A 26012-nucleotide genomic window follows, 5' to 3' on the forward strand; every position below is an offset into this window, starting at 1 on the left:
AACGACCTCATGAACTCTGCAGCCATGATCGATTTTGATGAAACCGTATTCAGCACTTCAGCCCACACCATGCACACCGACCTGATGGGCGTGGTGATCAACACCTGCAAGGCCCTGCCGAACGTCTGGCAGAAGATGAACGAGGAACAGCAACAAGACTTCATCGACTCAATTGATCGTCAGATCAAGGAGCTGGTGACCAGCTGCGTGAAAACCATCGCCGCTGACGACCGCCCGTACGTGCTGGGCAAAGTCGACCAGGTGGTATTCAAGCGCGGCATCGAAGCCAAGCTGTCGATCGAGCGTGACGCTCACCAGGAAGGCGCACCCAGTGGTGCACATGAGTTGGCCGATAACACCGGTGAAATGGTGATGATCATCCTGCCGGGGCTGGGCGGCTACACAGCATCAGAGGCCGACAAGCCGACCGCGGAAGAAGACCAGCCGGATCTGCTCGACTCTGCCTCCGATGATCTTTACGACGAAGCCGTGGCCTTTGCTACCGAAACCGGAACCATCTCGATCTCTGCCCTCCAGCGTGAACTGAGGGTTGGTTACAACCGCGCCGCACGGCTGGTCGAGATCATGGAGAAAGCAGGTGTGGTCAGCGAGCTCCAGCATAACGGACAGCGAATGGTACTGGGCTGATGCCCTGCCCAACGTGCATTGACGGCATCTGCAGCAGCAGGTGCCTCACCCAGCAACAAGGAGAAATGACATGGCAGACGAAGCCGATATCGCCAACGACTACGCCGAGCAGCAGCTCAAGCATTCGCTGCAGAACCTGCAGGCCAACAGCACACCGCGACCGATCCCAGATGGATGCTGCCACTGGTGCGCCGATGAACTTGATGGCGCTCGACTGTTCTGCGGCCCCGAGTGCGCGCAGCGTTATGAGCACAACATGAGGATGCGGGGATGAATGCCATCAACACCCACTTCACCACTCAATACGGCTTGGCACTGAACGAGTATGACGACCATATCAATGTCGACCTTTTCGCCGGTGGCGGCGGTGCCAGTACAGGTCTTGAAATGGGGCTTGAGCGTCCGGTACATATCGCCATCAACCACAACCCGGCAGCAATCAGCATGCACGAGGCTAATCACCCGGGCTGCCTGCACCTGCAGACTGACGTATGGGATGTAGACCCTGTTGAGGTTCTGGCCGGTCGTCGCATTGGCTGGTTCCACGCCAGCCCAGATTGCACCCACCACAGCCAGGCTGCAGGCGGTCAGCCGCGCAAGGCCGAGATCCGAAATCTCTCGTGGGTGGTAACCAAGTGGGCAGGTAAAACCAAGCCGCTCATCCTCAGCTTGGAGAACGTCAAACAGATCCGCCAGTGGGGGCCGTTGATCGCCAAACGCTGCAAGAAGACCGGCCGCGTCATGAAGCTGGACGGCACGGTTGCTGAGCGTGGCGAGCGGGTTCCGCGTAACGAGCAGTTCCTGGTACCGGACCAGAAGCGCCGCGGCAAAACGTGGCGCCGTTTTCTGCGGGCGCTGCAGGGGCTTGGCTATGACGTCGAACACCAGTTGCTGAAAGCCTGCGACTTCGGCGCACCAACCAGCCGTGAACGCCTGTTTCTGATTGCTCGCTGTGATGGTGAACCTATTGTGTGGCCGAAGCCGACTCATGCAGCGAAACCAGCCAAGGGCCAAAAGCCATACCGCACTGCCGCCGAATGCATCGATTGGAGCGTTCCAGGTAAAAGCATTTTCAATCGCCCTCGCCCACTGGCTGACGCTACTATGCGCCGGATCGCCAAGGGCGTGAAGCGCGAAGTGCTCGACCGGGCCGAGCCTTTCATTGTGCCGATCGCTAACTGGAGTTCAGAAACAGTACAACCAGTCGACCAGCCTCTGAATACGATCACCGCCTGGCCAAGGGGTGGATCATTTGCAATAGCCAGCCCGGTGTTGACGCCATTTTATGGCGGCGAAAGAAAAGGTAATCGTGCACACGGCACCCACGAACCGCTGAGAACCCAGACGACTGAAAACAGATTCGCATTGGTCACAGCCTTCATGGCCCAGGCCAACGGCGGATTCAATATCACCCACAGCAAGCCGCTGGATGTGCCGACCACCACTATCACGAACACTGGCAGCCAGCAGCAGCTGGTTACTGCAAACCTGCTGCACCTGCGCGGCAACTGTAATGCACGATCAGTTGATGCCCCGCTGCACACGATCAGCGCCGGTGGTCAGCATCATGGCCTGGTCACTGCATTCCTCAGCCGCCAGTTCGGCGCCAGCGTTGGTCAGCCCGCAGATGCACCCGCCCCAACCATTACGGCCGGCGGCATGGGAAAGACTTCGCTGGTCGAGCTTCAGCTGTCCCCGGAAGTTGAGGAAGGCGCCCTGCGCTGCGCGGCGTTCCTGATCAACTACTACGGCAATGGTGATGCCCGTTCGGTGGAGGCTCCGGCTGACACGCTGACCACTCGGGACCGCCTGGCACTAGTTACGGTCTGGATCAGTGGCGATCCCTACGTGATCGTTGATATCCACCTGCGCATGCTACAGCCACACGAGCTGTATGCCGCCCAGGGTTTCCCGAGTAACTACATCATCACCCACGGCCATGACGGGCGAAAGTTCACCAAGAGCGAGCAGGTCCACATGTGTGGCAACTCTGTCAGTCCGCCACCGATGGCCGCAATTGCCCGGGTAAACAATCCATATCGAATAGAGCAGCGCCAGCCAGTGGCAGCTTGAGGACTCTTTATGACCCACCCAGCCCCCTGCCCAAACTGCCGCAGCACAGAGCTCCTCGTCATCCGCCCACTGGAGACAACAAACAGCGTCTGGTGCAGGCCCTGCGGCATGTTTGGCCCAGACTGCAAGACAAAAGAAGAGGCAGTAGAGCGATGGAACAGATTAAGCAACCTGGCACAGGCAGCAACCAGTGCAGAGTCAGAGCTGTGAGCGTGAAGATACAGCCCCAGCACTGGGACTGGCGGCGTGCTTGCAGAGAGATAAACGGACACGGTAAGCGGAGGAAGAGATCATGAAACCCAATATGCCAACCCAAACCCTGTGGATGTTGTTGGCTGAGTTTGGCGGGCGTCCTACTGTTCCGTTGACTGAGTGCTACCACCATCTGGGCTACCCCAGCATCAAAAAAGCATCAGATGCAGCTCGTGACCTTGAGCTGCCGGTGCCCTTCTACCGCTTGGAAGGTAGCCAGAAAAATGTGCGGCTCATTCACCTGACGGACTTGGCAGCGTTCATTGATAAGCGAGTTGCAGAGGCACGTGACGAGTTCAAAAAGCTGCACAACCTTAATCCTAGCCAAAAACGGATCTCAGAAAACGATCGATCAGATGAGAATAGTGACAACAATCCAGGTGTTCGTGCTGCAGGATGATTGGGGGATAAGGTGGCCTGGGGCGGGCAGGCATGGAAAGATCAAACGGGCGGCCGGGGGTCGCCCTGCTTAGCTTGCTCAACGAGCGAATCAACCATCCGGTCATGCAACTCTTGAAATGCTTTAGCAACGTGATCAATCCATGCCTCGGTCACATAAAGACGACCAGATCTGAGTAACACATCGGTTCGAGTTCTCAGCACTTCTTCGACCTTTCGTTTCTTACTCTTCGGCAGATGGTGAATAACACCACCACAGTGCAGAAGCGCATTTCTGACGGTCGCTGCATCCTTTAAAACTTTCCATTGCGTACAGGTCATCAGGTCGATCCCAAACCCGTCCCTGATGACGCACTTGAACCGCTCTACACTGCTATTGCTGGCATAATCCCTGACCTGTTCCAGCTCACTACGAAACCGTGCCCTAGCCATATTTTCCAGCTCTTCCTCAGCATGGCTGAACAAGCAGAGGAACGTAGCCTTACACATCTGGTTGAGGTGTTCTTGAACACTTGCTCTTCCGAGTCCTTGCTCCATGCGACCGGCTGCAACCTCATCATGAACGAACTTTTCAAAAGTGAGCATCGTGTTGTAATGACAGCGCAGGATCACCTCAGAGTTGATAAACTGCGAAAATCTAAAAAACTCATCCTGCTGATCATGCAATGGCCTGTTAGGTCCCCTTGCTTTGACCTCATTCATTCCAGCCCGATCTTCTCCAGCCATTTCCACTCCCTGTACTTATCAACCGGCTCAGGCCGCACCAGGTGCGTGTACCGCTTCAGCATATCCCAACTCTGATGCCCTGACACCATCGCCACCCGGGGAATATCCCAGCCCAACTCGAACAGGTGGCTGACGCCCTCATGTCGCAGGTCGTGCAGACGCAGGTCTTCATGGCCCGCCCAGTTGCGGGCAGTCTGCCACTGCTTGGCAATCGACTTTTCAGCGAACGGGAAAATGCGCTCATCCACCTGGGGCATAGTATCGATCAACGCCATGGCACGATCGGGCAGATGCACCCAGACATCATTGCTGGACTTCGCCCGCGGATGCTTCATTTGCCGCACGAGGATGCGCTGATGCTCACGGTCCAGATCCGCCCAGCGCAGGCGCGTCACTTCACTGACCCGGCGAGTCGAGAAAATCAGGAACAGGAATATCGTGATCACCGGCAGCCGCGTGACATTGTTCGCGCCCTTGCCCGACCGCTCGCGGTAAAAGTAGTCGAACACCTCATCCAGCTGCTGCAGCGTGGGGCGCACATCACGGCTTTCAGACACCCCGATCAGCCCCACCTTGCGCGCATGCTTGCCCGCCGCCTCCAGCTCATCCATTGAGGCTTTTACACCCCAGTCCACAGCCGCATGCTCGATCAGCCCACGGAAATACGCATAGTCCTCAGCCAGCGTGGACGGCGCACGGGTGATCACCCGGTCCTCGATCGTGTACTGGTACCGACTTTTCAGGTAGTCGATCCAATCCGCCGACCGCGCCCCCGCCAGGGTAAACCCAGCCAGCACGTCATCTTTGCTCATACGCACCAACGCCATGCGCTTCGTCCGCCCAACACCCCTGGGCGTGGCGAGCAGGTCATCCACATACAGCTTGCACGCCTGAGCCACCGTCACCCCGCTATGCTTGCGCGGCAGACCGGTTTGCTCCAGCTCGACTTCACGCGCCTTCGCCCACTTCTCAGCCGCCTTTTTGCTGCTGAATGTTTTTGACTCGCTGTACCCCTGCCCGTCACGCTGCAGCCGCACCTTCGCCTGATACCGCTTTTCCCCGGACTTGCCCACCCGTGGTATGATCGTCGCCATTGTTTACACCCCGTGCTCCATGCCTCGACTTGTCCCACGCGATTTGGGACAAAACACGGGACAACTAAGCCGGAAAAATAGCACAAAACGGGTAAAAATGAACGAAAATCAGACAGCCGAAAAGACAGCAGAATCAGGCCACAAGGCAGGAATGGCGCGGGATACGGGGTTTCGGCGGTTCTCTGTTGCGCCGATGATGGACTGGACAACATCTGATTGCAGGGTCTTTCATCGCCTGTTCTCAGACCACACTTTGCTGTACACCGAAATGGTTACGACAGGCGCGCTGATCCATGGCGACGCCGCACGCCATCTTGACTATCACGCCAGTGAGCATCCAGTCGCGCTTCAGTTGGGTGGCAGCAACCCGAGTGAACTCGCTCAGTGCGCCCGCATGGCCGAAGAGTGGGGCTATGACGAGGTGAACCTGAATGTAGGCTGCCCAAGTGATCGGGTTCAGAACAATATGATCGGCGCCTGCCTGATGGCGCACCCACAGCTTGTGGCGGAATGCCTGGGAGAAATGCGGGCAGCGGCAGGCATTCCCGTCACGGTCAAACACCGACTTGGCATTGATGATCTGGACAGCTTTGAACACTTGCACCAGTTTGTCGAGACAGTTCGCCAAAGCGGCTGCACCAGCTTTACCATTCATGCACGCAAGGCGATTCTTCAGGGCTTGAGCCCCAAGGAAAATCGCGATATCCCGCCACTGATCTACGACCATGTTTACCGCATAAAGGCTCTATACCCCGAGCTGGAGATCATCATCAATGGCGGCATTAAAACACTTGCCGAGTGCGACCAGCATCTTGAGAGGGTCGACGGCGTGATGATCGGGCGTGAGGCCTACCAGAATCCCTGGCCACTGCTCAGTGAGGTGGACCAACGCTACTTCGGCATTGATCGTCCGGCACGCAGCCGCATGGACATTGCCGAAGCATTCATCCCTTACTTGGAGCAGCGCCTGGCTGAAGGCGCTCCCCTGTACGCCGTTGCGAAACACCTGCTTGGACTCTTCCACGGCCAGCGTGGCGGTAAACAGTTCCGCCGATATCTAAGCGAAAACGGTCATGCAAGGGAAGCAGGCGTTGACACCTTCAGGGCTGCGCTTGCATTGGTCGCACAGGATTGAGCTAAAGACTTTATTTGCTTTTACAGGACTAGATTTGATGAACCAGCTTGAACAATTGAAACAGATAACAACCGTGGTGGCGGATACCGGCGACATCGACGCCATCCGCCAGTTTGCACCGGTCGATGCCACCACGAACCCATCACTGCTGCTCAAGGCCGCACAGGATGCAAAATATACCCCCCTGCTGAAGGAGGCACAGAACTGGGCTGCTGCACAAACCTCCAACACAACCGACCAGTTCGGACTGATGACAGATCGCTTCGCCGTACTGATCGGCCGTGAAATTACTCAACTGGTACCGGGACGCGTCTCTACCGAAGTTGATGCCCGCCTGTCATTTGATACGGCAGCTACGGTTGCCAAGGCGCGAGAGCTGATCAGCATGTACGAAGCCCTTGATATTCCCCGGGAACGCGTATTGATCAAGATTGCCTCCACTTGGGAGGGTATCGAAGCTGGCCGTCAACTGGAGCAGGAAGGCATCAACTGCAACCTGACCTTACTATTTGGCTTTGCTCAGGCCCGCGCCTGCGCCGATGCCGGCATTTATCTGATTTCACCCTTTGTTGGCCGCATACTGGACTGGTACAAGGCTCGAGAGCCAGAGGCTGATTTCAGCCTGCAGCGTGACCCGGGGGTACGATCAGTGGCTCGAATCTACCATTACTACAAAGCACACAACTACGATACAGTCGTGATGGGTGCCAGTTTCCGCAATATCGGCGAAATCCAGTCATTGGCAGGCTGTGATCGACTCACGATCAGCCCCGCCCTGATGCAGGAACTGGCCAGCACTGAGCAGCCCCTGCACCGCATGCTGTCAGCTGAATGCAGCAGTGATGATACTCGCCTACACCTGAACGAAAGCGACTTCCGCTGGGATATGAACGAAGATGTAATGGCACAGGAAAAGCTGGCAGAAGGGATTCGCAATTTTGCCAAGGACCAGATCAAGCTGGAACAACTACTGGCAGGTCACTGACGGTTGCAGGAGAGCGGCTTTAACGGCAGCTCTCCAATGTTGCGACCAGATCCTTAAAGGCGTTACGGTTGGACTCGTTCAGATCAATCAGCACCTTGTGAGCATCGAGAATTCGCTCGCGCACTTCATCTTCAGACTCCTGCACAAACGGCACCTGCTTGAGGTCACAGCGGCTGGTAGGCAACTCCTCCAGCAACACAAACACGCGATCAAACCCCATACTGTAGAGAATGCGTGTGATATCGCCGTTGGTGGACACCAAGGTCGGCAACGGCATTCCTTTCTCTCGCGCCTTGATCGCAAGCTTTGCAATCAACCCAAGAGATGTGCTGTCGATGTTGTCAGTTTCAGTCAGGTCAACCAGCGTATCTGACACATCTTCACGCTCCAACACGGCTTCGAGGTGTCGCTCGATAGTCGAGCAGAGGGTCAGGCGCACATCACCTACAAATTTCAGAACGTAGTGCCCGTCGCGGCACGCGTAATAGATCGCCCCATCACTCATAAAGACTCTCTGCGTACAGTCATGATCGCCACATCATCGGGATGTCCCCGCCCGGCGGGCATCATACTCTGCAAAAACTCGGCTGGCGACCCGTATTTTGCACTGCACATATTCAGCAGCACCTGCTCTTTATCTTCCAGCGTTTCACCATCAATCACTTCAAGCACACCATCGGAGAACAGAGTCAGTGTAAAATTGTCGCCAAGCGGACACTCTAACTCATCAAACACCGGCTCTTCAAACAAGCCAAGGGGCATACCCCTCCCTTCCAGAAAACGCACCCTCCCATCCTGAAGCAAAATCGGCAGCGGATGATGACCACCTACAGCATAGCTCAGGGTTTGAGTATCGTGGTTAATCAAACCGACAAACATGGTCAAATGCTTGCCCAGCGAAGTCAGCAACATTTCACGATTAATGCGGTGCAACGTGGCAGAAGGCGACAGAATGTCAAAGCTTGAATTACGGCGGTAGTTACGCAGCAGCCTGTGTGTCATGTTTTTCAGCAACACCGTCACCAGCGCCGATGAAGCCCCATGCCCGGATACATCCGCCAGATAGAACAGGCTCAACTTGTCACTGACAACAAAGGCATCAACAAAATCACCGCTGAGCAGCAAGGAAGGCTGGAGCACATAGGCGTACTCGATACCATTGATATCCTGTTGCTGAGGCGGAAGCAGATTCTGCTGCACCTGCTGAGCAGCATGCTGATCCTCACGCAGCTCATCCAGGCTGCGCTCAAGGCTGTCACGAAGACTGCGCACCTCCTCAATATAGCGTGCCCGCTTCAATTGCCGCTCAACCGAACGAACGAACAACTCAGGGTGCAGATCCAGCTCGCCCGATACGTAAACATCATCAGCCCCGCTGCGCAGTGCAGCAACCAAACTCTCGGCCGTGCCTTCATTGATCAGGGCGATAAGTGGCTTGGGGTTAAGTCGCTGTGCGATGCGATCCATCGACAGGCTGCTGCCGACAGAAGCAAGATCGAAAATTATCAGGGAGATATCATAGTGGTCGAGCTGTTGATCGGCATCGTCAGTGTCACGACAAACAATCAGACGCAGACGCTGATGATCACATTCCTCACAGAGCTCGAAGATACGATCGGTGGTGCGGGTGCTGTCTGAGACCAGCAACACCCGCTGATGGTGTAGACCCATTAATCAGCCATTAAGAGACTCTAAATCAAGAGTCTCAACAGTAGCCACAACCGCGCCCGGTTGCAACTGAATCAGAAGTCGTTCTTGTAGTCGACATCAACGGCTTTATCGTTAATCTGATATTCACGACGTTGCATATACGCATCACGAATAAAACTGTATTTGTCGCCACTGATGATCTGCTCAGCCTGAAGCAACCGGCTGCGAGTATCAATCAGGCGCAAACCGTAAAGCGCATTGCGGTCAGACGTGTCACCGACCTGGCGTACAGGGTCGACAGCACTATCCGCGAGCAGTGAAATACCGTCACGCGGGTTACTTGGCCCCAGCAGCGGCAGCACAAGATAAGGCCCCGAAGGCATGCCCCAGTAACCCAGCGTCTGACCGAAGTCTTCAGGCTTCTGAGCTATTCCCATCGGTGTTGCCACATCAATCAGACCAAACAGACCGAAGGTTGAGTTGAACGTAAGGCGAGCAAAACTCTGACCGGCCGCCTCAAGCTTAAATTGCAGCAGATTGTTGAGCAAATTGCGCACATCGCTCAGGTTATCGAAGAAATTACTGACGCCCTTTTCGGCAATGTCAGGCGTGACATAACGGTATCCCTGCGCCAGCGGCTTCAACGCATACTTGTCCACGCCTTCATTGAAGTTGAATACCGGGCGATTAAAGCCTTCCCAAGGGTCAACTTCGCTGTTCGCCGACAAAGGGGCAGCAATAGCCGCCAGTGAAAAACCGGTTACCAGAAGCCCTGTACGCAGTGCAGATTTCAGCATGCTCGATCCTTAAAAGCTGACATGACAATGGGGCAATTCTATCTCGGGGGGCAAACAGAGTAAATGAGCTCACTTAAACTAAGCCAAGTAACAGCCATTCAAGCAAATATACTCAGGAGTGATAATGTCTCTAATAATGCAAAAAGGCCCCCGAAGGAGCCTTTTCATACCAGATACTAATCTATGTTTAGATTAGAAATCTACGCGGTAACCCAGAACCAGGGCGTCGCGGAAGTTGGCGTTAACATTCTGAGCATCGCTATCGAAGTCAAAGTAGTTAACCCAAACGCGTCCTTTACCACCCAGTTTGTGCATTACACCAACAGCCCACTGGTTGCCTTCAGCACCGTTGACGTCGTTCTCGTAGTCAGAGTAACGAGCCATCAGCTGAGTCGCACCGATGTCGTAGGTACCAGCCAGTTCCCAAGCAGTTTCGTCGTTGACACCGTCTTCCTGCTCTTCATACTTGGCAGCCAGACCAAAGTCAGCGATTTTGTAGGAAGCTGCAACACCCCAAGTTTCCTTGTCGCTTACTGTACCAAATACGTCTTCCTGAACATCACCGTAAGAAGCAGCAACATACAGGTCGTTAGCGTTGTACTTAACAGCTACGTTGTAGCCGTCAACTTCGCTGTCTGCAACACCGTCAGCGTCATCGTTGTTACCGGCGATAACAGCACCACCGATGAACTGGAAGCCACCCATTACCGGAGAGTGGTATGCAACAGTATTGTCTTCACGCTTGTGAACATCGTTACCAAGCTGGTTCCACTCACCAGTAGTGCTGCTAGCAGTATCAAAGATACCGGTAGTCAGGTTGATGAGCAGGTAGTGCGGGTGGTACTGACGACCAACCAGGGCAGTACCCCAGTTACCGGTAGCACCCAGGTAAGACAAACGCGGCGCAAACATGTCTGCACCGTAACCACCTTTATCAGTGATGTTTACGTTTGCTTCCCAGTGGAACAGACCTTTGGTGCTTTCCAGGCCCAGATCAACATCACCCTTGATACCGATACGGGTAGAGCCGTCTTTCAGGTCCAGATCTGCATCATCTACAGAGTGCAGCTCGGCACGGAAAGAACCGTACAGAGTAGCGTCAGCCTGAGCGACCATCGGAGCAGTCATGGCACCAGCAACAGCCAGAGCAATCAGTGACTTTTTCATCAACATTTCCCCTTCATTCAACATACTAGTAGTGAATTCTAGTTTTTCTCAGCACTATCAGCGCTATCAGAAAAATACTATAAATCCAGATTATTGCAAACCAATCAAAGCAAAAAGTTCCATAACTTTTAAACTTTTACCGGTTCGATGTTGCATGGTAACTGCCCTCCCTTGCAAGGTTCTCTGCTGAGAATGGCTCGCGTCCGGCTGAGCAACCACCTAAATTGGCGGCATTACAGCACAAGCACCGCACTGGTGCAACCCTTTAGAGCCTTTGCTCGCAAGGGCTGGACGGGTTTTTGACCCCCGTCATAACAATACTCAAAGCTCGGCCAGGGCCTGTTTAAGGCGCTTCTCTGAAACAGTCACTTTTGTACCCAGCTGCTGGGCAAACAGGGACACTCTGTATTCCTCCAGCAGCCAGCGAAAACGACTCAGGGCCTGCGGTAACTCATGGCGCGCCCGGTACTCCTGCTCCTTTTTTTTATATTGCTGCCAGAATTGGCTTAATTGATCTGACAGCAGGCATTGCTGGCGGAGATCGCGCTGATATTTTTCCAGCCGGATTTCAATCGCCTGCAGATAGCGCGGATACTGTTGCAACCACTCCTCTTCTGTACGACTAAGGTAGTGCGGATGCATCAGTTCCGCCAACTGCTGCTTAATATCATTCAGGACAGGCACAGCCTGCAGGTTAATACGGCCACCCAGTTGTTTGTTAATACGGTGCACTGATTGATGACACTGCAGCACAAACTGACCAATCTGCGCCACTTCGTCGGCAATACTGCCTCGCATCTGTTCACGCAGGGCATCAAAGCGATTTTCATCACGCGGCAGATTGTCGGGGTCAAGCCCGGACGCACGCCGTGCTGCCAGCAGCAGAACCTCATCTTCCAGCCTTTTGCGCTCAAACAGCTTTCCGGTCAGGATCAGACTCTGGTTCAGCTGCGGGATATCGCGGCGCAGGTATTTGAGTTGTTGTGCCGGCAGTGACAACAGCAACAGTCGGCAGATGCCCAGCAGGCTTTCCTGCTGAGCCAGATCGGGAGAAGGCATTACTTTAAGTTCAATACTGTCCTGCCGATCAATCAGGGCAGGCCAGACTTCGACTTCGATACCACCTGCCTGACGCAGTCGCAATGACGCAGGCAACTCACCAAAATCCCAACCGGTAATACCGATTTTGCCCCATTGTTGTGACGGCCCTGCCTGCAGTGCCGCTTCAGCCTTGTCACCGAAGCGACGGTTAAGCGCGTCCCAGTCACGCCCCTCCCCCACGACCCGATCCTTTTCGTCACGCAGGCGCAGGTTGAATCGATGATGCGGCTCCAGTTCTACATCACGCAGGGTATCGGCATCAATTCGGATACCGGTCATGCGCAGCAGCTGAAGCGCCAATGCTTCGTACAGGTCACCCTCTGCAAACACCACTGCAGCACAAAAGGCTTCAACATAATTGGGTACAGGTACATAGTGCTTGCGCAATGATTTGGGCAGCCCCTTCAGAATCGCTGTCACCTTGTCCGCGAGCACCCCCGGCACCAGCCACTCCAGCCGTTGCAGCGGTGCGATACGCAGCAGTGCCAGGGGCAGTTCCAACGTCACGCCGTCATCCTCGGCACCTGGCTCAAACTGGTAGCTGAGTTTAAGCCGGGCTCCCTCCAGATCCAGATGATCCGGGTATTGGCGTGCTGTTACATGAGCCGCTTCTCGCTGCAGGATATCCTCTTCACGCATAAACAGCGCTTCGGGGTTATCCTGCTCGGCCTGTTTGCGCCAGTGTTCAAAGCCCTTGCCATTGACGAGATGAGTGCCATTCAGCTCTTCAAACCGTTTGGCATAAAAAGCGTACAACTGCTCCTCATCCACCAACAGGTCGCGGCGGCGTGACTTGTCCTCCAGCGCCTCGACACTGGCCAGCAGTTCACGGTTATGCTGGAAGAAGGCGGCACTCGTTTGATACTCACCTTCTACCAGCGCCGCGCGAATGAATATTTCATGGGAGGCAACCGGATCGATGGCGCCATAGTTGACCTTGCGCTTGGGCACAATGATCAACCCGAACAGGCTGACCTGCTCAGTCGCCACAACCTGAGCACGCTTTTTCTCCCAGTGCGGTTCCATCCATGTTTTCTTGATCAGATGCCGAGCCGGGGCTTCCACCCATTCAGGTTCAATCCGCGCCACCTGATGTGCAAACAGCTGACTGGTTTCCAGCAACTCTGCCGCCATGACCCACTTGGGAGCTTTCTTGAACACCCCCGAAGCCGGAAATATCTTGAAGCGACGGTTACGCGCACCCAGATACTCGCCTTTCTCCTGTTTGAAACCGATCTGGCTTAGCAGCCCAGCCAGCAGGGAACAATGCATCGCCTTGTAATCCGCTGGCTCGGTATTTTCCTTCAGGCCCAACTCACGGATGCTCAGGTGCAGCTGGCGGTGTACATCACGCCATTCACGCAGACGCATGAAAGAAAGAAAGCTTTTCTGACACCAGCGCCGCAACTGGCCCTGGCTGAGCGCTTCGCGCTGTTCATTGTACAGATCCCACAGATTGACCAGCGAGACGAAATCAGACTCTTCATCACTGTGTTCCTTGTGCTTCTGGTCTGCAGCCTGGCGTTTGTCATGCGGGCGCTCACGCGGATCCTGTACGCTGAGTGCACTGGCAACTATGATCACCTCACGCAACGCATCCAGCCGGCCGGCCTCGATCACCATGCGCGCGATGCGCGGGTCCACGGGCAGCCTTGCCAGCTGCCGCCCAATCGGTGTCAGGTTGCGTGAACTGTCGACAGCGCCCAGTTCCTCCAGCAGCTTGTAGCCATCATTGACCATGCGACTATCGGGCGGATCAACAAACGGGAAGTCTCGGACATCCCCCAACTTGAGCTGCAACATCTGCAAGATAACAGCTGCCAGATTGGTGCGCCGAATCTCGGCGTCGGTAAACTCGGGTCTACCGAGAAAGTCTTCCTCGGAATAGAGGCGGACACAAATACCCGGCGCCACACGACCACAACGACCAGCGCGCTGATTGGCGCTGGCCTGGGATACGGCCTCAACCGGAAGTCGCTGCACTTTGGAGCGATAGCTGTAGCGAGAGATACGCGCCAGACCGGGATCAATCACATAACGGATACCCGGCACAGTCAGCGATGTTTCAGCAACATTTGTAGACAGGATGATTCTTCTATTTTTGGTTCCCTTGGTGATAGACTCCTGCCATACATAAATTTCTTCAGAATCGTCAGGCTCGACATACTCATAGTCAGGGTCTTCGGGAGTGCCTTCAGGGACTAGCTCGTATTCCCACTCCTGATCTTTCGAGAAACCGAGGATCTGAGATTCGTTAGAATAATTTGTCATAAGCATATGAAAAAAGCGTATTTATACAGTCGTGTATCAAAAGAGAAACAGGCGAAGTTCGGTAAGGGTCTTCTGCGACAGACCGAGCTTGCCAAAGAATTCTTGGCTCAATACCCCGAATATGAGATTGCTGACATTTTCGAGGATGCCGGAACTTCAGCATTCTATCCGAAGAATGTGAAGAAAGATGCTGGTCTAGGTGGATTCCTTCAGGTTGTCAGGGAAGGAAAGATTGAACCCGATTCCCTTCTTGTTGTTGAGGCAGTAGACCGAATCTCACGATTAGGTATCAGAAAAGGTCAGAAAATTTTTGACGAGCTGCGTGATCACAAAATCAACGTTGCTATTGTGAAATTCAATCTGGTGCTCTGGTGGTGGGAAGACAACGACCTTGCCAACTCTATCCAGATCACATCTGGCCTATACCTTGGCCGCTTGGAGTCAGAGCAAAAGAGTAAACGAATACTCAAGACATTTGAGTTCTACTTAGATGAAACACGGAAAAGAAAACGACTCTTTAAGAAAGGTGTGAAGCCTACTTGGTTGGAGCTTAATGAAGACGAATCCGGCTTTATCTGCCCTCCTGAAAATAGAGCCATTATTGAACATATCTTTAAGATGAAGCTCCATGACAAGCTTGGAGTCAGGAGAATTGTTCATTACCTCAATCGAGAAGGTATCAAGCCGTTCAGTGATAGTGAAGTCTGGACATATACTGCCGTAAGCAATCTTCTAAGAAATATTGCTGTTTGTGGAATATATCAGCCTGTCACCAGAGCGAGAGAAGAACATGCGAGGAATGACCCTGAGTTATTGGAACAAATCGAATCAGGAATGAGGATTGATATACCTAATGGAGAACCTATTGATAATTACTATCCTCAAATAATTGATTTAGACACATTTCATGCCACTCAAGGCACATTCCAGAAACGAGCTTCTACTGTAAAGCTGAAAGGAAGGAAAGGTTCATTTAAGAATCTATTCAGACATCTAACCTTCTGCCGCAAATGCGGAAGCGTATATAATATAAAGGCTAAATATTTGTGCTGCATGAATCCCAAGCATCCATGCACCAACAGCTATATCATATATGATAAGTTTGAAGAGAAGATTCTGACATACTTCAAATCTAAAGAGTTTCTTGAAGACATTCAGAACATAGATGAAAAGCCTTCTGAAGTTAACAATCTAAAAAACAAAGCGAACAACTTAAAGCAGATACAGAAGAATCTGGAGATTGCTCTTGAAACAGCAAAAGACATTGGCTTCATATCAAGAACAGTTGAGCGAATAAACCAGATTGCAGAAGAAATAGAAGATATAAATCTACAAATAGCAGAAGATACTAACCGCCTGAATCGAGTGAGAATCTTCAATATTGATAATTCGTTCAATCTTGACGACCCACTGAATAGAGAAAAATTTAATCTTATAATTAGAAACGAGATTGAATACATTCAATTCTATAACAAATATATATTCATTCGTATTAAAGATGCTGATTATGAGATTGTTACACATGAATACTTACCAGATCTATTGCTGAAAAAGTATGACAATCCTCATGCAAATGGATTAGAAAGAAGTCCTGCAAGAAGACCTGTTGATCTAGATAATATTCATATTACAAATACGGATAAATTTTTAGAAAAATATAAAAGGGTTATTGATACAAGAATCACAAAGTATATCTTTCAACGACAGATTGATGAAGGATTAACAAGGAAGCAGACAACACGACTGCTAACCAAACAAGACCTATCACTTTCATTAGAAGAAATTGATGACATTAGAAAAACAATGAATTCAGACAAAATGGCTGAACTAACTCGAAAAGAATTAGAACAACAAAAAGCATCATAACGAAAAGCTCCTGAACAGGGGCTTTCCATACCCTAACATTAGAAAATAATTGAATTATCATTGATAAATCATTAAAAAATATTTAATCACTCATTGATAAATATTTAATCAATCATTTAATACCCATTGACGTGCCATTGATTAATAATATAATAATAATTCATTCACAAAACAGGATACATTGACAATGAATTATCTAAACATTGTTAATGAAAACTGCAATTATAAATTCTTCATTGAGTTCACCAACCAGAATCATTTCGGTGAAGAATTCACTTGTGAAGGTAATGTAATAAAGTTTGCTGGCCTTCCTATCGAAGAAGCCCTTTTCCATTACCCTGAACTTCCTCATCTGACATTTGACGATAGCCCCTATAATTCGCCAAATTCATTTTGCTTGAAGATAGAACCCTTTGAGCTGTTCACACTGGTCTATTTCATGTATGACCTCACTACAGAAATACCGATTAGAATTTTGAACAGAAAAGGAATGGATAATATTGAGGAATGGATCAAGAATGTCTATCACCTCTACTCTCCTTTTCAGTTCAAGAAGATAGTTGAGGCTGGATTGCTGAAGGACTACAAGACGAATCTAACGACCAAGAAGGTTATTGAGTGGAGTGGCGACACAACAATCACTCACATCATGAAAGAATTGAAGTCTGAAGATTGTGTTGTGTTCAGAAGGGACGAAACAGGAAGATTTACAGGGGAAAGAATAAAGCCTCTTGTAAGAGAGGCTTTGGTTACTTCAGTGGCTCATTGAACCAGACCTTCTTACCGTCACAGACATAGTAATACTTCAAGGTGACACTCCCTGTAAGCGAGTATGGGGCTGAAGTTGGAGTGCAGTTGGCTAATGAGTAGGTTGTTGTCGTAGAACCACCAGAACCGCCTGTAGAGCCTGTAGAGCCGCTTCCTGAAGTAGATCCAGTAGTAGAAGTCGTAGAACCTGTTAAGTCAAAAGGAATTGTAATAGTTGCATACTCATAAGCTGTAATGACATTACCCTGTTCGTCTTTGTAGACATCAACAGTTTCAGTCCATTCACTTGTAGACATATCAAAGTTGAACATCTGACCTGAGTTGGATTCCACTTCTTTTGTCAGAGTCATATAAGTGTTAGTCCATTTTTCGTGAATAGCACTGCCCTTTCGATCAACGACAGTTCTCTTAGCTGAAATAAGTTGAGCATTTGTCGTATCAGTCTTTACCTTTGCTCCTTCTTTCATGGCTTTTACATTATGAGAATTGACATAGTAAACATCTAACTTGCCCTGTATTTCTTCTTGAACCGCTCCATATCTTTTCTGATTCAAAGTATCATTATTCGAGCTTATAGCATCGTATTGACCAGCATGAGTAATGCTGGAAATTGAAATAAACATTAAAAATAGATATTTTTTCATAAGACCTCCTTTTATAACACAGACGAAATATCTTTACCGCACACCTTTTCTAAAAACGTACTGTCTTTCATTATATATTGATTATTATCATATACTGAAGTAAAAGAGGAATAGTCCTTATCAGCATGAGCATAGAATAAGACGAATTGATCCCACTCAGTAGCTGTTACAAGAACATCGTTTTTGTCGAAATAAGTAACAGGAAATCTTTTAGATGTATCCCATACACCTTCTTCATAATAAGGAATTGGTGTTACTTCATAATCTACTGAGAATCCATATTTGCTGAAATCCTTCTTATAACCATATCCGATTGTTGTATCTATTGTTCCAATAGTGTCTCCATTCTTATTGGCTATGTTCATTGGATAACCAACTCTTGCACAACCATACACTGGATAAACTGATAAATCTTTTGTCTTTAATGTATCTTTGTCTGCAAACTTGAAACCTTTACCTGATAACATTCCATCAATTTGAGCAACAGATATATTTAAAGTCTCCCCACCTTCAGCCATACCATAATATACATTTTCTGGTGTAGGAGGCGCAGTAGTGAAAAGACTATCGTCAGGGAATATAGAATCCTGAATCACAGTTAATTGATTTTCATTGTAAGCCATATCAACACTGTTCATTATTTTTGTATTTAGTAAGTTCTTAGATATAGCACCTTCTGAAAAGGTATAAGTAACTTCATACTTTGTTTCACCACCAACGACCACTTTCTTATATGTGTAGTTAGTCCAAGTTTTTGTGAATTCCGTACCATCGTCATAAGCATTAGTGTAAGGATCATAGTTTTCATTTTGATATTCTGAACCTAACTTAGCCTTTACACCCTCAACTACAGAAGTGAATTTTTTGCTATTTATAGCATCATTATTTATAGATATTGCTGATAACGATTCTCTTGCTGATGCTATGGAGACATAGCAAGCAAGTATCGAAACCACTATTAATTTAATTGAATTATTCATATTTAAGCCTCTCTTATTGTTATTTGTTGAATACTGGAGCCATGTTAGATCCACATACTTTGCTCCAGAAAGCAGTGTCATTAAATGCTTTTACGTTAGGAGTACCACTATTATCAGCATATGCATAAAACATAATGAATTGGTCCCAATCACTTCTCATTCTTAAAACATCGTTCTTATCAAAATAAGTTAATGGTTTTCTATTAGATACATTCCACAAACCAGAGCTGAAAGCAGGGTCTGAAGCTGAAACTCTAAAATCAACTGAGAATCCGTATGAACTTAAGTTGTAGCGATAACCATAATTCTTAGTTGGATTAATAACCCCTATCTTGAAACCATTAGCATTAGTAATGTTCATTGAATATCCAACCTTTGCACAACCGTAGATCGGATACTGAGATAAGTTTTTATTGCTTAAAACACTTTCATCAACGAAGGTAACTCCAGTTCCATTAGCTGGAATCACCCTAGCAACATTCCCACCTACATTCTGAACACTCCAAGCTGAACCATATGAAACATTGGCAGCATGAGCAGTATTCGCAGATAAATATGCTGGGATAGATAAAGCAAAAATTGCTGAAATTGTTATTCTTTGTAAATTAGTCATAATAAACCTCTTATTATTTTTGTCCTTTACTAAAAAATTACCATATCATTATAATATGTCAACACTGTATATATTATATATATTGATTTTATTTTTAATTGGTATACAATTAAAGAAAATAGAAGGGGAATATTATGAATAGATTAAAAGAATTTTGGCTTGAAGAAAAAAGAATATTATTTTGGGATGTGCCACCAATAGGATTAGTGATTTATTTGTTAATTACAATAATGCCTGCTCTCGTAATAATTATGAATACCGATAAAGGATTTTTATGGTTAGCTGCTTTCTATGCACAAATTGTTGGAGTGGATTTGACAGGATTTACATTCGGAAATTAAAAAAGGGAGTCATAATGCTCCCTTTCTTTTTTATCTAATCATTGTGTCTTAATTGAAACTGAACCCTTCCCTACTCGCCTTTATCTGCCCCTGCCGTATGTATTCATAGATCTCTTCCAAGCTCTGATACCAGCCACACAAGACACCAGCCATAGTGAAGTTGTTCTCTTCAATCGTTGCCTTGTCATAGTTCCATGCTGGAGATAGACCAAGAATTTTCTTCTTAGAGCGATTGATATAGAAATTCTGAATCTCATACACACCCTCATTGTTCTCTATAACAATGATCAGGACTTCTCTCTTGTCCTTCTTCTTCTTGCTGAACTGGATTGGATTGAACAAGCCAATACATACTGAAATGACGAACTGAGGCTGTTCTATAGCAATCTGTGTTCTTAGAGCTTCTGAGACTTTTTCCTTCTCAGAATCGTTCTTGAAGCCTTCAAGACTAACCATCTCATTCAAACCAAGACCATCATATGAGAAAAGCTGAAAGAGTGTATCTGGTGATTCTTTAATAACTGATTCTTTAATTGAATTGATAATATTAACAAATTCCATAACTTCATCTCTCACCTAAGATATCCATATGATAACGTACACCAAATAAAATAAAAGCCATGAATGTAGAAATAATCACAATATTTAATCAATCATTGAAAAATATTTAAAATATATTTAAAAAATATTTAATTAATCATTGACATATATTTAATATGGGTTATATTAATAATATAAGATAACAAAAATAAATAAAGAGGCTAATATGAACACAACAATTTTAAGAAATGAATTAAACGGTTTCAATAACAATAATTCAACTGTATTTGTTAAAAATGACACAATCGACGTTTACGAATACAATAATGGTGAAGTTAGATCTTTTGATAGATATGACTCTAACGGACAACCTTTAGTTACAATGAATATGATTGAAGAAATACTAAACTTGAACTAATTAAACGTTCACCTTTTAACAGCCGAAAGGCTGTTTTTTTCCCAACAACTAACACGAGGACAACAATGAATGATATTTTTAATGACGATTATGATTTCTTTACAGACGAAGAGATAGAACAACACAAACAAAGAGAAATTACTTCAAAAGAAAGGTCTACTAAGATAGCTCAGGAAGAAGAGGCTATAGAAGGAGAGATCATAAGAAAGAACAGAGAAGCAGAAGAAGATTTCTCAGTAGACGACATGATATCTATGAATGCTGAAAATCACTCTAATAGAAAAGCGACAACTCCAGCCAAGAAACCTTCCAGCAAAACAGATAAAGAGATTCTGAAAGATCTCGGAGCAGGTGTTGAGTTCGGATTGGCTCACTCCCCTACTTCTGCTGAAGCCCCTCCTTTAAGTGTATTATTTCTAAATAACACTGCGACTTCTTCTTACAATAACGGTCTTAATGTTAAAGAAAAGACTCGTATTGTAAGAGATAAGAAATATGTAACTATTAGCTCCAATATGTTTGATTATGGGACTGATTTCTTTTTATTTCTTAGTGTATTAAATAAGATAAACAATGATTCAATAACTGAAAAGAAAGACATCAACACAGTCACAATGACTTTTAGTGAATTGGACAATTTGAGCTTTATTGCTGATAAGGCAGATAGAAAAAGATTCAATGATAAGGAAATGAAAAGAGTCGAAGAAATAAAAAGAAACTTAGACTTCGGAAAAATAACCACTCAAGAAGCAATTAATGAAATAAGTAAAATAAAAAGAGTTAATCAGACCCATTACGAATTACTTGCCATAAAAATTAGAAACTTTAAAATAAGCAGCAAGGTTTACGACAAGAACACTGGAGCTATTCAAAAAGATATTAATTTTATTGTATGTAGTGCGACTGAAATTGATTATTTAGAAGAAACTATCACATTCCAGATTGATTCAAAATTCGCTAAAAATATTAGATATGTTGGACACAATAAGTTTCCATCTATCAGCTTAATGAGAAAGATGAGTGACTGGGAACAAGCTTTGTATTTATATATTGAATCACTACCTGACAATGAAGTAGTTTCATTCACAATGCAGAACTTCATCGAAGTCACAGATATGAAAAGAAAGGAATTTAAAGAGACAAATAGAATCTTCAACAAAGCATTGTCTTCATTAGAAGAAAAAAAATACTTAAAGTTCATAAAAAAAGAACGAATAGATAAGGGAAACTTCAAATTCTATATAAAAAGAAACAAATAAACCTTTTAAAGGTTTATTTTTATTTATGAACATACCGCAATATTTCATCCGTAAACCCTACACCAAAAATTAAAAAAACATTATTTAAAGGAAAAACTATTATTGATATAGCACAACCTTCTCGTAAACCCTACACCTTTTATTTCCGACAAGCGAACACCTTTCCGTAAACCCTACACCCCTTCCCGTAAAGCCTACACCTTTTTTCCGTAAAGCCTACACCTTTTTCCGTAAACCCTACACCTTTTATTTTTTTCAACACCCAAAAAACCCGCATAAACACTAAGAAAATTAAGGGTCGAAAAAATCCCTTAAATAATTATTAAATAATAGAGGTAAATAACTCTTAAATAGGTCAAGTTAAAACTCGACCACTTGGAAGAACATTTTTTATGTCTTGGTGGGATGATGATCAACTAAGTGAAGCTTGGATGATAGTTAAGGCTATATCTGAATCTTTGTTGTGCTTCGCACATTGTTGTTGAAGTTGGGTTGTAGCTTCAGGGATAGTGCCAAATAGCCTCATACAGCTTGAATTACATTTCTGATATGTATTTGCTTGTTGTGATTGATAAAAACGGCTTACAGGGGCAAAGAATGATTGTGAGGGTAGTACCAGAGAGACAAAACAACTATAAATATCAAAAATACCCGCTCTAATTTCAATTTTAAGAAGGGTAAATGGTTGAACATAGGCAAGTGGTTAGGAAAAACAAAACAGGGGCTTAAATGGCTAATTTTGAGAGTTAAGATGATTCCCTAACAGAGCGAAGCGAATAGTTGCGATAGCAACATAACAAAACCAGCTATGACAATCGTTGAAACAAGGCAGTAGAAAGGACAAAAAAAAGACCGAAACATTTCTGAATCAGTCTTTTCACCCCAACTTACCCCAAACTCTGATATCCATTTTAACCAAAGAAAGGTTCAATGTAGACCTTCCTGAATGATTCAACAATTCCAAAATCATCAATCCCATTATAAAAAAGAATAACACTACCAACTGTAAAAGTTAATATTACAAATCCTACAGTTGACACCATGAGTACCACATAAAGACCATTAACAAAATCTTCATAATCTTTTAAACTCCTTCCGTTTCTATTCATTTCAACACCTCATCATCTATTTTTTCGAGTTCCAACTTATAAATAATCTTTCCACTATCACCAATTACAAATTGCCATTCTTCAGGATTCTCAGTGTCAACAACATTCATAGCAAAAACCAAATAGTTGTTCTTATTGAATCTGTAATGTTTATAACCGCCAAATTCAGCAATTGTAAATCTGTGAAATTTAAAACTATCAATTGGATTACCGTCTAATGTATAGACACTAAGATATCCATTATCATCAAATAGCACTTTTACATCGGCTGTAGAAGCTCCTTTCTCATAGCTCAATGGATAACCTCTAACAACCCATGAAGTATCATTCAAGGGAATGTCTTCACCTGTAAAATTCACATGCTCGTTATATTTACCTGTTGCTCTGTTGTAAGCTTCATATTTGATAATTTCAGCACTTACATTTGAACCTGCAAATGACAGTAACACGGCTCCAATACCAACCATTTTTTTATAATTCATAAAAACCTCTTTTATTGTCCTATATATATAATATATGATCAATTCAATATAAAGTCAATATATATAGTTAATGTGTCGTTATATTTTACTAATATTTGATTTGTTATATATCAAGTGTGTAACCAATATTCCAACCAACATCTCTGAATAATCAAATGTATGCACTTCTATTCCCAATGATCTTTCAATCGTAGCTGAAAGCTGCTTACCTTCTTTGATTGCTATATATAGCATAATCATGAAAACAATTACTTGGACAACAAATGAAATAAACTGAGATACAATATTTGTTGTAGATATGAACAAATCTAATACACTAACCAATGAAACACTTATGATTGAAACAATAAAGCTCATTAAGATAAATATCACCATCAAAGACAATCCAATCAAAGCAGGTTTTACCAATATATACACGAATCGCTTCGTTATATCTGATGTATTGAATGTTTCGGTTTGACTGAACAAAGTTCTGAAGACTATCATTATTGGAATTTCAAATATTGATTTAACAACATTCATTATATATACAAGCAATCCAAAACAAACGAATGCCACTATTGTTGATACAATTAATAACTCAAACGATACAGATATGATAAGTGACAAAAATGAGTAAGCCTTAATAGAATCTAAAGTCTTAAGTGCGTTTACAATGATTGCACTTTGTTTTAATCCATCAACTGCCATTCCTCCTGCCTTGAGTGTGGCCTCTATAGCAATAGCAGAAAGGTAGACTTTACTACTGAATTGCATAACCTCTCCTGCATAGTCTGCGTATAATTTTGGTGCAAATACAGGAGCTTTATCACATTCCTTTTCATTACATTCAAGCAAGTTTCCTATTGTGATTTTTTCAATATCAAATCCAATAAAATCTAAAGAACTTTCAGCACTCTCAGAAGAAGAATTAATTATTGTCTTAAGATTCTCTTCAAGCTTCTCATCTTTCTGTAGAGTGTTAGATAGATTGTCTCTTCTAAGCCCTGATTCCTGTGTTGGAATCGTTTTGTTGGCAAAGCTAACCAATTGCTCTGGTTTCACTTGCAAGCCGTTAAATGCTCTTTTGATAGATTCAGCATACTGTTGTTCATAACGACTCTCCCTCTCGAACATATAGACTATTGAAGTTCCAAGATTGAGAAGGTCTTGCCTGCTCATTGTGTAAGTCACTTCCGTCTTCGCCGCAGCCTTCGCAATGGACAAGAACTCGTTGTAAAACTCGTCCTTCAAGTTCTGGAGTTGGGCAGACACATCAGCAAGTTCTATTGAATCGCTCTTCTCATAAGTTGCTATGTCACCTGATTCAGTAGCCTTGAAGTGCCCTGTAATGTCCTGATCGGCACAGTATCGCTGATAGTTGTAAGGGTCATTCTTGCTGTCTAAGTCGTCCCTTGTCGCACAAGTGAATTCAACCAATGCATTTGCTACTTCTCTCACCTTGAGCTGATAGTAGTCGTTGTATTTCTTATAGAACTCAATGAGATCAGTATTGATAGATTCTGAGCTTTGGAGATTGGCAAGAGTCCTACCGCACTCGTATTCATAGACAACACTGCTATCGTAGAAACACTCTTTAGATGTATAGCTGTAATCGTCCTGAAGAACTGCAATCTCACCATTCCAGCTCTGAGGAGCTTTCTTAGTGTTGGTCAAACACTGTTGAGTCTTACTCTTCTCGTAGTCTTGAACCTTGTTCTTGCTGTTGTAGAACAATGTATTGGCTTCCAGCACCTGAAGGTTCTTTCTGCTCGTTATGTCGCAAGTCTGAATAGACAAAGAATTCTCAATCAATGTATCAACCTGAACACGAAGATCAGACTCAATAGTCTTCACTATATCTGTATCTTCAAATGATTCAGGAACCATCCATAACGTGAAAATGGTTAAGAAGACATAGAAGATAGCCAGACCGATAATCGCAGCGCCTACAATCAAGTAGACGATCAACGGTATACCGCCAAAAAGAGGAGCCAATAGAATGATCGAGACACCACCCTGAACACCTGTAAGCAAGGCTTCCTTCTTTACATCCCTTCTCTTGAATCTCGCCAAGTCTACTAATGAACCTGCATGAGTGAACAACAGAACACCAACAAGAACAGTGAATAGAGTGCTGAAGAAGGCTACAAGCAACTTCTCAAGTAGACTCTTACCCCCTGCTTCCTTTCCATGCTGAACAACATTTTCGCCTGCTAAATCATTTCCGTATGTTCCAAGAATTGCTAATGAACCTGATGAACTTTCAGGGAATAGCTCTTTTGTAACTGATTTTATTACAGCGAAATTATCTAACTCAGAAGAGATACATTTCCCAGCACCGATCATTGTATTCTTAGATACTTCATAAGAAGACTTCCCTTCATTTGAAGAGATTAGATCTTGTTGATACTGAGAACATTCAGTAGATAGATTTGGATCGATGGCTTGTTCTGCTGAAGTAAAGCTAACGATTAAAGTTGAAAGTAGTAAGAAGATTTTTTTCATAGCATTCACCATTAAAATGTTTTAATGATGAAAGCCACTACTAAAATTATAAAAGGGATTGCAAAAGCATAGTAAGCTTTTATAGCCAACTCTTTATTTTTTGTTTTTTCTTCGTCTGAAAATTCCTTCAACTCCTTCTGTTCTTTTATATATCGGCTTACCTTTCTATCCGCAAAATAAAGAATTGTAAGCAAAGCCCCTATAATT

24 protein-coding genes are annotated in these 26012 nt (G+C 45.8%); 10 read left to right on the forward strand and 14 right to left on the reverse strand.

Going from position 1 to position 26012, the window contains the following annotated elements; all coding sequences use genetic code 11:
- Positions 1 to 9 precede the first annotated feature (9 nt).
- The 4 genes from CFI10_RS19400 to CFI10_RS11450 all read left to right on the forward strand — a co-directional run bounded on the left by CFI10_RS19400 (position 10) and on the right by CFI10_RS11450 (position 3373).
- Positions 10 to 648: a DNA translocase FtsK gene (locus CFI10_RS19400; protein WP_341868531.1), complete on the forward strand. Its 639-nt coding sequence runs from the start codon at positions 10 to 12 to the stop codon at positions 646 to 648.
- Between the two features lie 70 nt (positions 649 to 718).
- Positions 719 to 922, forward strand: a complete 204-nt coding sequence (locus CFI10_RS11435) for a hypothetical protein (protein ID WP_206834556.1) — start codon at positions 719 to 721, stop codon at positions 920 to 922.
- Positions 919 to 2721, forward strand: coding sequence for a DNA cytosine methyltransferase (locus CFI10_RS11440; RefSeq protein ID WP_242529971.1), 1803 nt, complete (start codon positions 919 to 921; stop codon positions 2719 to 2721). The genes CFI10_RS11435 and CFI10_RS11440 overlap by 4 nt, the downstream gene beginning before the upstream one ends.
- Before the next feature lie 292 nt (positions 2722 to 3013).
- Positions 3014 to 3373, forward strand: a complete 360-nt coding sequence (locus tag CFI10_RS11450) for a pyocin activator PrtN family protein (protein ID WP_206834558.1) — start codon at positions 3014 to 3016, stop codon at positions 3371 to 3373.
- Between the two features lie 41 nt (positions 3374 to 3414).
- Here CFI10_RS11450 and CFI10_RS11455 read toward each other — a convergent pair whose 3' ends face one another.
- Positions 3415 to 4098: a hypothetical protein gene (locus CFI10_RS11455; RefSeq protein ID WP_206834559.1), complete on the reverse strand. Its 684-nt coding sequence runs from the start codon at positions 4096 to 4098 to the stop codon at positions 3415 to 3417.
- Positions 4071 to 5192 carry a site-specific integrase gene (locus CFI10_RS11460; RefSeq protein ID WP_206834560.1) on the reverse strand — a complete coding sequence of 374 codons (1122 nt, stop codon included), beginning with the start codon at positions 5190 to 5192 and terminating at the stop codon, positions 4071 to 4073. Before CFI10_RS11460 ends, CFI10_RS11455 begins: the two co-directional genes overlap by 28 nt.
- A 151-nt stretch (positions 5193 to 5343) precedes the next feature.
- Between CFI10_RS11460 and dusA the strand changes: the two genes are divergently transcribed.
- Positions 5344 to 6327 carry a tRNA dihydrouridine(20/20a) synthase DusA gene (gene dusA / locus CFI10_RS11465; RefSeq protein ID WP_425270451.1) on the forward strand — a complete coding sequence of 328 codons (984 nt, stop codon included), beginning with the start codon at positions 5344 to 5346 and terminating at the stop codon, positions 6325 to 6327.
- 37 nt (positions 6328 to 6364) lie between these two features.
- Positions 6365 to 7312 (forward strand): transaldolase, encoded by a 948-nt coding sequence (tal, locus tag CFI10_RS11470; protein WP_425270395.1) that lies wholly within the window; start codon positions 6365 to 6367, stop codon positions 7310 to 7312.
- A 19-nt stretch (positions 7313 to 7331) separates the two neighbouring features.
- On the opposite strand, the gene CFI10_RS11475 is transcribed toward tal, so the two are convergent.
- From CFI10_RS11475 to hrpA, 5 genes are all read right to left on the reverse strand, one after another.
- Positions 7332 to 7817: an STAS domain-containing protein gene (locus tag CFI10_RS11475; protein ID WP_091823656.1), complete on the reverse strand. Its 486-nt coding sequence runs from the start codon at positions 7815 to 7817 to the stop codon at positions 7332 to 7334.
- Complete coding sequence (locus CFI10_RS11480) at positions 7814 to 8983, reverse strand: PP2C family protein-serine/threonine phosphatase (RefSeq protein WP_091823659.1); 1170 nt, start codon at positions 8981 to 8983, stop codon at positions 7814 to 7816. Before CFI10_RS11480 ends, CFI10_RS11475 begins: the two co-directional genes overlap by 4 nt.
- Positions 8984 to 9054: 71 nt before the next feature.
- Positions 9055 to 9759, reverse strand: a complete 705-nt coding sequence (locus CFI10_RS11485; protein ID WP_091823662.1) for an MlaA family lipoprotein — start codon at positions 9757 to 9759, stop codon at positions 9055 to 9057.
- Between the two features lie 192 nt (positions 9760 to 9951).
- Positions 9952 to 10926, reverse strand: coding sequence for a porin (locus CFI10_RS11490; protein ID WP_206834565.1), 975 nt, complete (start codon positions 10924 to 10926; stop codon positions 9952 to 9954).
- A 321-nt stretch (positions 10927 to 11247) separates the two neighbouring features.
- Positions 11248 to 14298, reverse strand: coding sequence for an ATP-dependent RNA helicase HrpA (gene hrpA / locus CFI10_RS11495; protein WP_242529972.1), 3051 nt, complete (start codon positions 14296 to 14298; stop codon positions 11248 to 11250).
- A gap of 6 nt (positions 14299 to 14304) precedes the next feature.
- On the opposite strand from hrpA, the gene CFI10_RS11500 reads away from it, so the two are divergent.
- Together CFI10_RS11500 and CFI10_RS11505 are read left to right on the forward strand one after the other, a co-directional pair.
- On the forward strand, positions 14305 to 16164 hold the full coding sequence (locus tag CFI10_RS11500) for a recombinase family protein (RefSeq protein ID WP_206834569.1): 1860 nt from the start codon (positions 14305 to 14307) through the stop codon (positions 16162 to 16164).
- Between the two features lie 187 nt (positions 16165 to 16351).
- Complete coding sequence (locus CFI10_RS11505; protein ID WP_206834570.1) at positions 16352 to 16933, forward strand: hypothetical protein; 582 nt, start codon at positions 16352 to 16354, stop codon at positions 16931 to 16933.
- Here the strand turns inward: CFI10_RS11505 and CFI10_RS11510 are convergent.
- From CFI10_RS11510 to CFI10_RS11520, 3 genes are read right to left on the reverse strand one after another with little or no spacing between them, the layout of a single operon-like run.
- On the reverse strand, positions 16914 to 17576 hold the full coding sequence (locus tag CFI10_RS11510; RefSeq protein WP_206834571.1) for a hypothetical protein: 663 nt from the start codon (positions 17574 to 17576) through the stop codon (positions 16914 to 16916). The genes CFI10_RS11505 and CFI10_RS11510 overlap by 20 nt on opposite strands.
- An 11-nt stretch (positions 17577 to 17587) precedes the next feature.
- Entirely contained in the window at positions 17588 to 18556 is a 969-nt protein-coding gene (locus CFI10_RS11515) for a hypothetical protein (RefSeq protein WP_206834572.1), read from the reverse strand.
- Between the two features lie 19 nt (positions 18557 to 18575).
- Complete coding sequence (locus CFI10_RS11520; RefSeq protein WP_206834573.1) at positions 18576 to 19169, reverse strand: hypothetical protein; 594 nt, start codon at positions 19167 to 19169, stop codon at positions 18576 to 18578.
- 134 nt (positions 19170 to 19303) lie between these two features.
- On the opposite strand from CFI10_RS11520, the gene CFI10_RS11525 reads away from it, so the two are divergent.
- Positions 19304 to 19510, forward strand: coding sequence for a hypothetical protein (locus tag CFI10_RS11525; RefSeq protein WP_206834574.1), 207 nt, complete (start codon positions 19304 to 19306; stop codon positions 19508 to 19510).
- A 48-nt stretch (positions 19511 to 19558) separates the two neighbouring features.
- Here CFI10_RS11525 and CFI10_RS11530 read toward each other — a convergent pair whose 3' ends face one another.
- Entirely contained in the window at positions 19559 to 20086 is a 528-nt protein-coding gene (locus CFI10_RS11530) for a hypothetical protein (RefSeq protein WP_206834575.1), read from the reverse strand.
- A 447-nt stretch (positions 20087 to 20533) separates the two neighbouring features.
- Between CFI10_RS11530 and CFI10_RS11535 the strand changes: the two genes are divergently transcribed.
- Positions 20534 to 21727, forward strand: coding sequence for a hypothetical protein (locus tag CFI10_RS11535; protein WP_206834576.1), 1194 nt, complete (start codon positions 20534 to 20536; stop codon positions 21725 to 21727).
- A 911-nt stretch (positions 21728 to 22638) separates the two neighbouring features.
- Here CFI10_RS11535 and CFI10_RS11540 read toward each other — a convergent pair.
- The 3 genes from CFI10_RS11540 to CFI10_RS11550 form a co-directional block, all read right to left on the reverse strand.
- Positions 22639 to 22836: a hypothetical protein gene (locus CFI10_RS11540; RefSeq protein WP_206834578.1), complete on the reverse strand. Its 198-nt coding sequence runs from the start codon at positions 22834 to 22836 to the stop codon at positions 22639 to 22641.
- On the reverse strand, positions 22833 to 23318 hold the full coding sequence (locus CFI10_RS11545; RefSeq protein ID WP_206834579.1) for a hypothetical protein: 486 nt from the start codon (positions 23316 to 23318) through the stop codon (positions 22833 to 22835). Before CFI10_RS11545 ends, CFI10_RS11540 begins: the two co-directional genes overlap by 4 nt.
- A gap of 78 nt (positions 23319 to 23396) precedes the next feature.
- On the reverse strand, positions 23397 to 25805 hold the full coding sequence (locus CFI10_RS11550; protein ID WP_206834580.1) for a hypothetical protein: 2409 nt from the start codon (positions 25803 to 25805) through the stop codon (positions 23397 to 23399).
- Between the last annotated feature and the right edge of the window lie 207 nt (positions 25806 to 26012).

It is taken from the genome of Marinobacterium iners (assembly GCF_017310015.1).
Lineage (GTDB): Bacteria > Pseudomonadota > Gammaproteobacteria > Pseudomonadales > Balneatricaceae > Marinobacterium > Marinobacterium iners.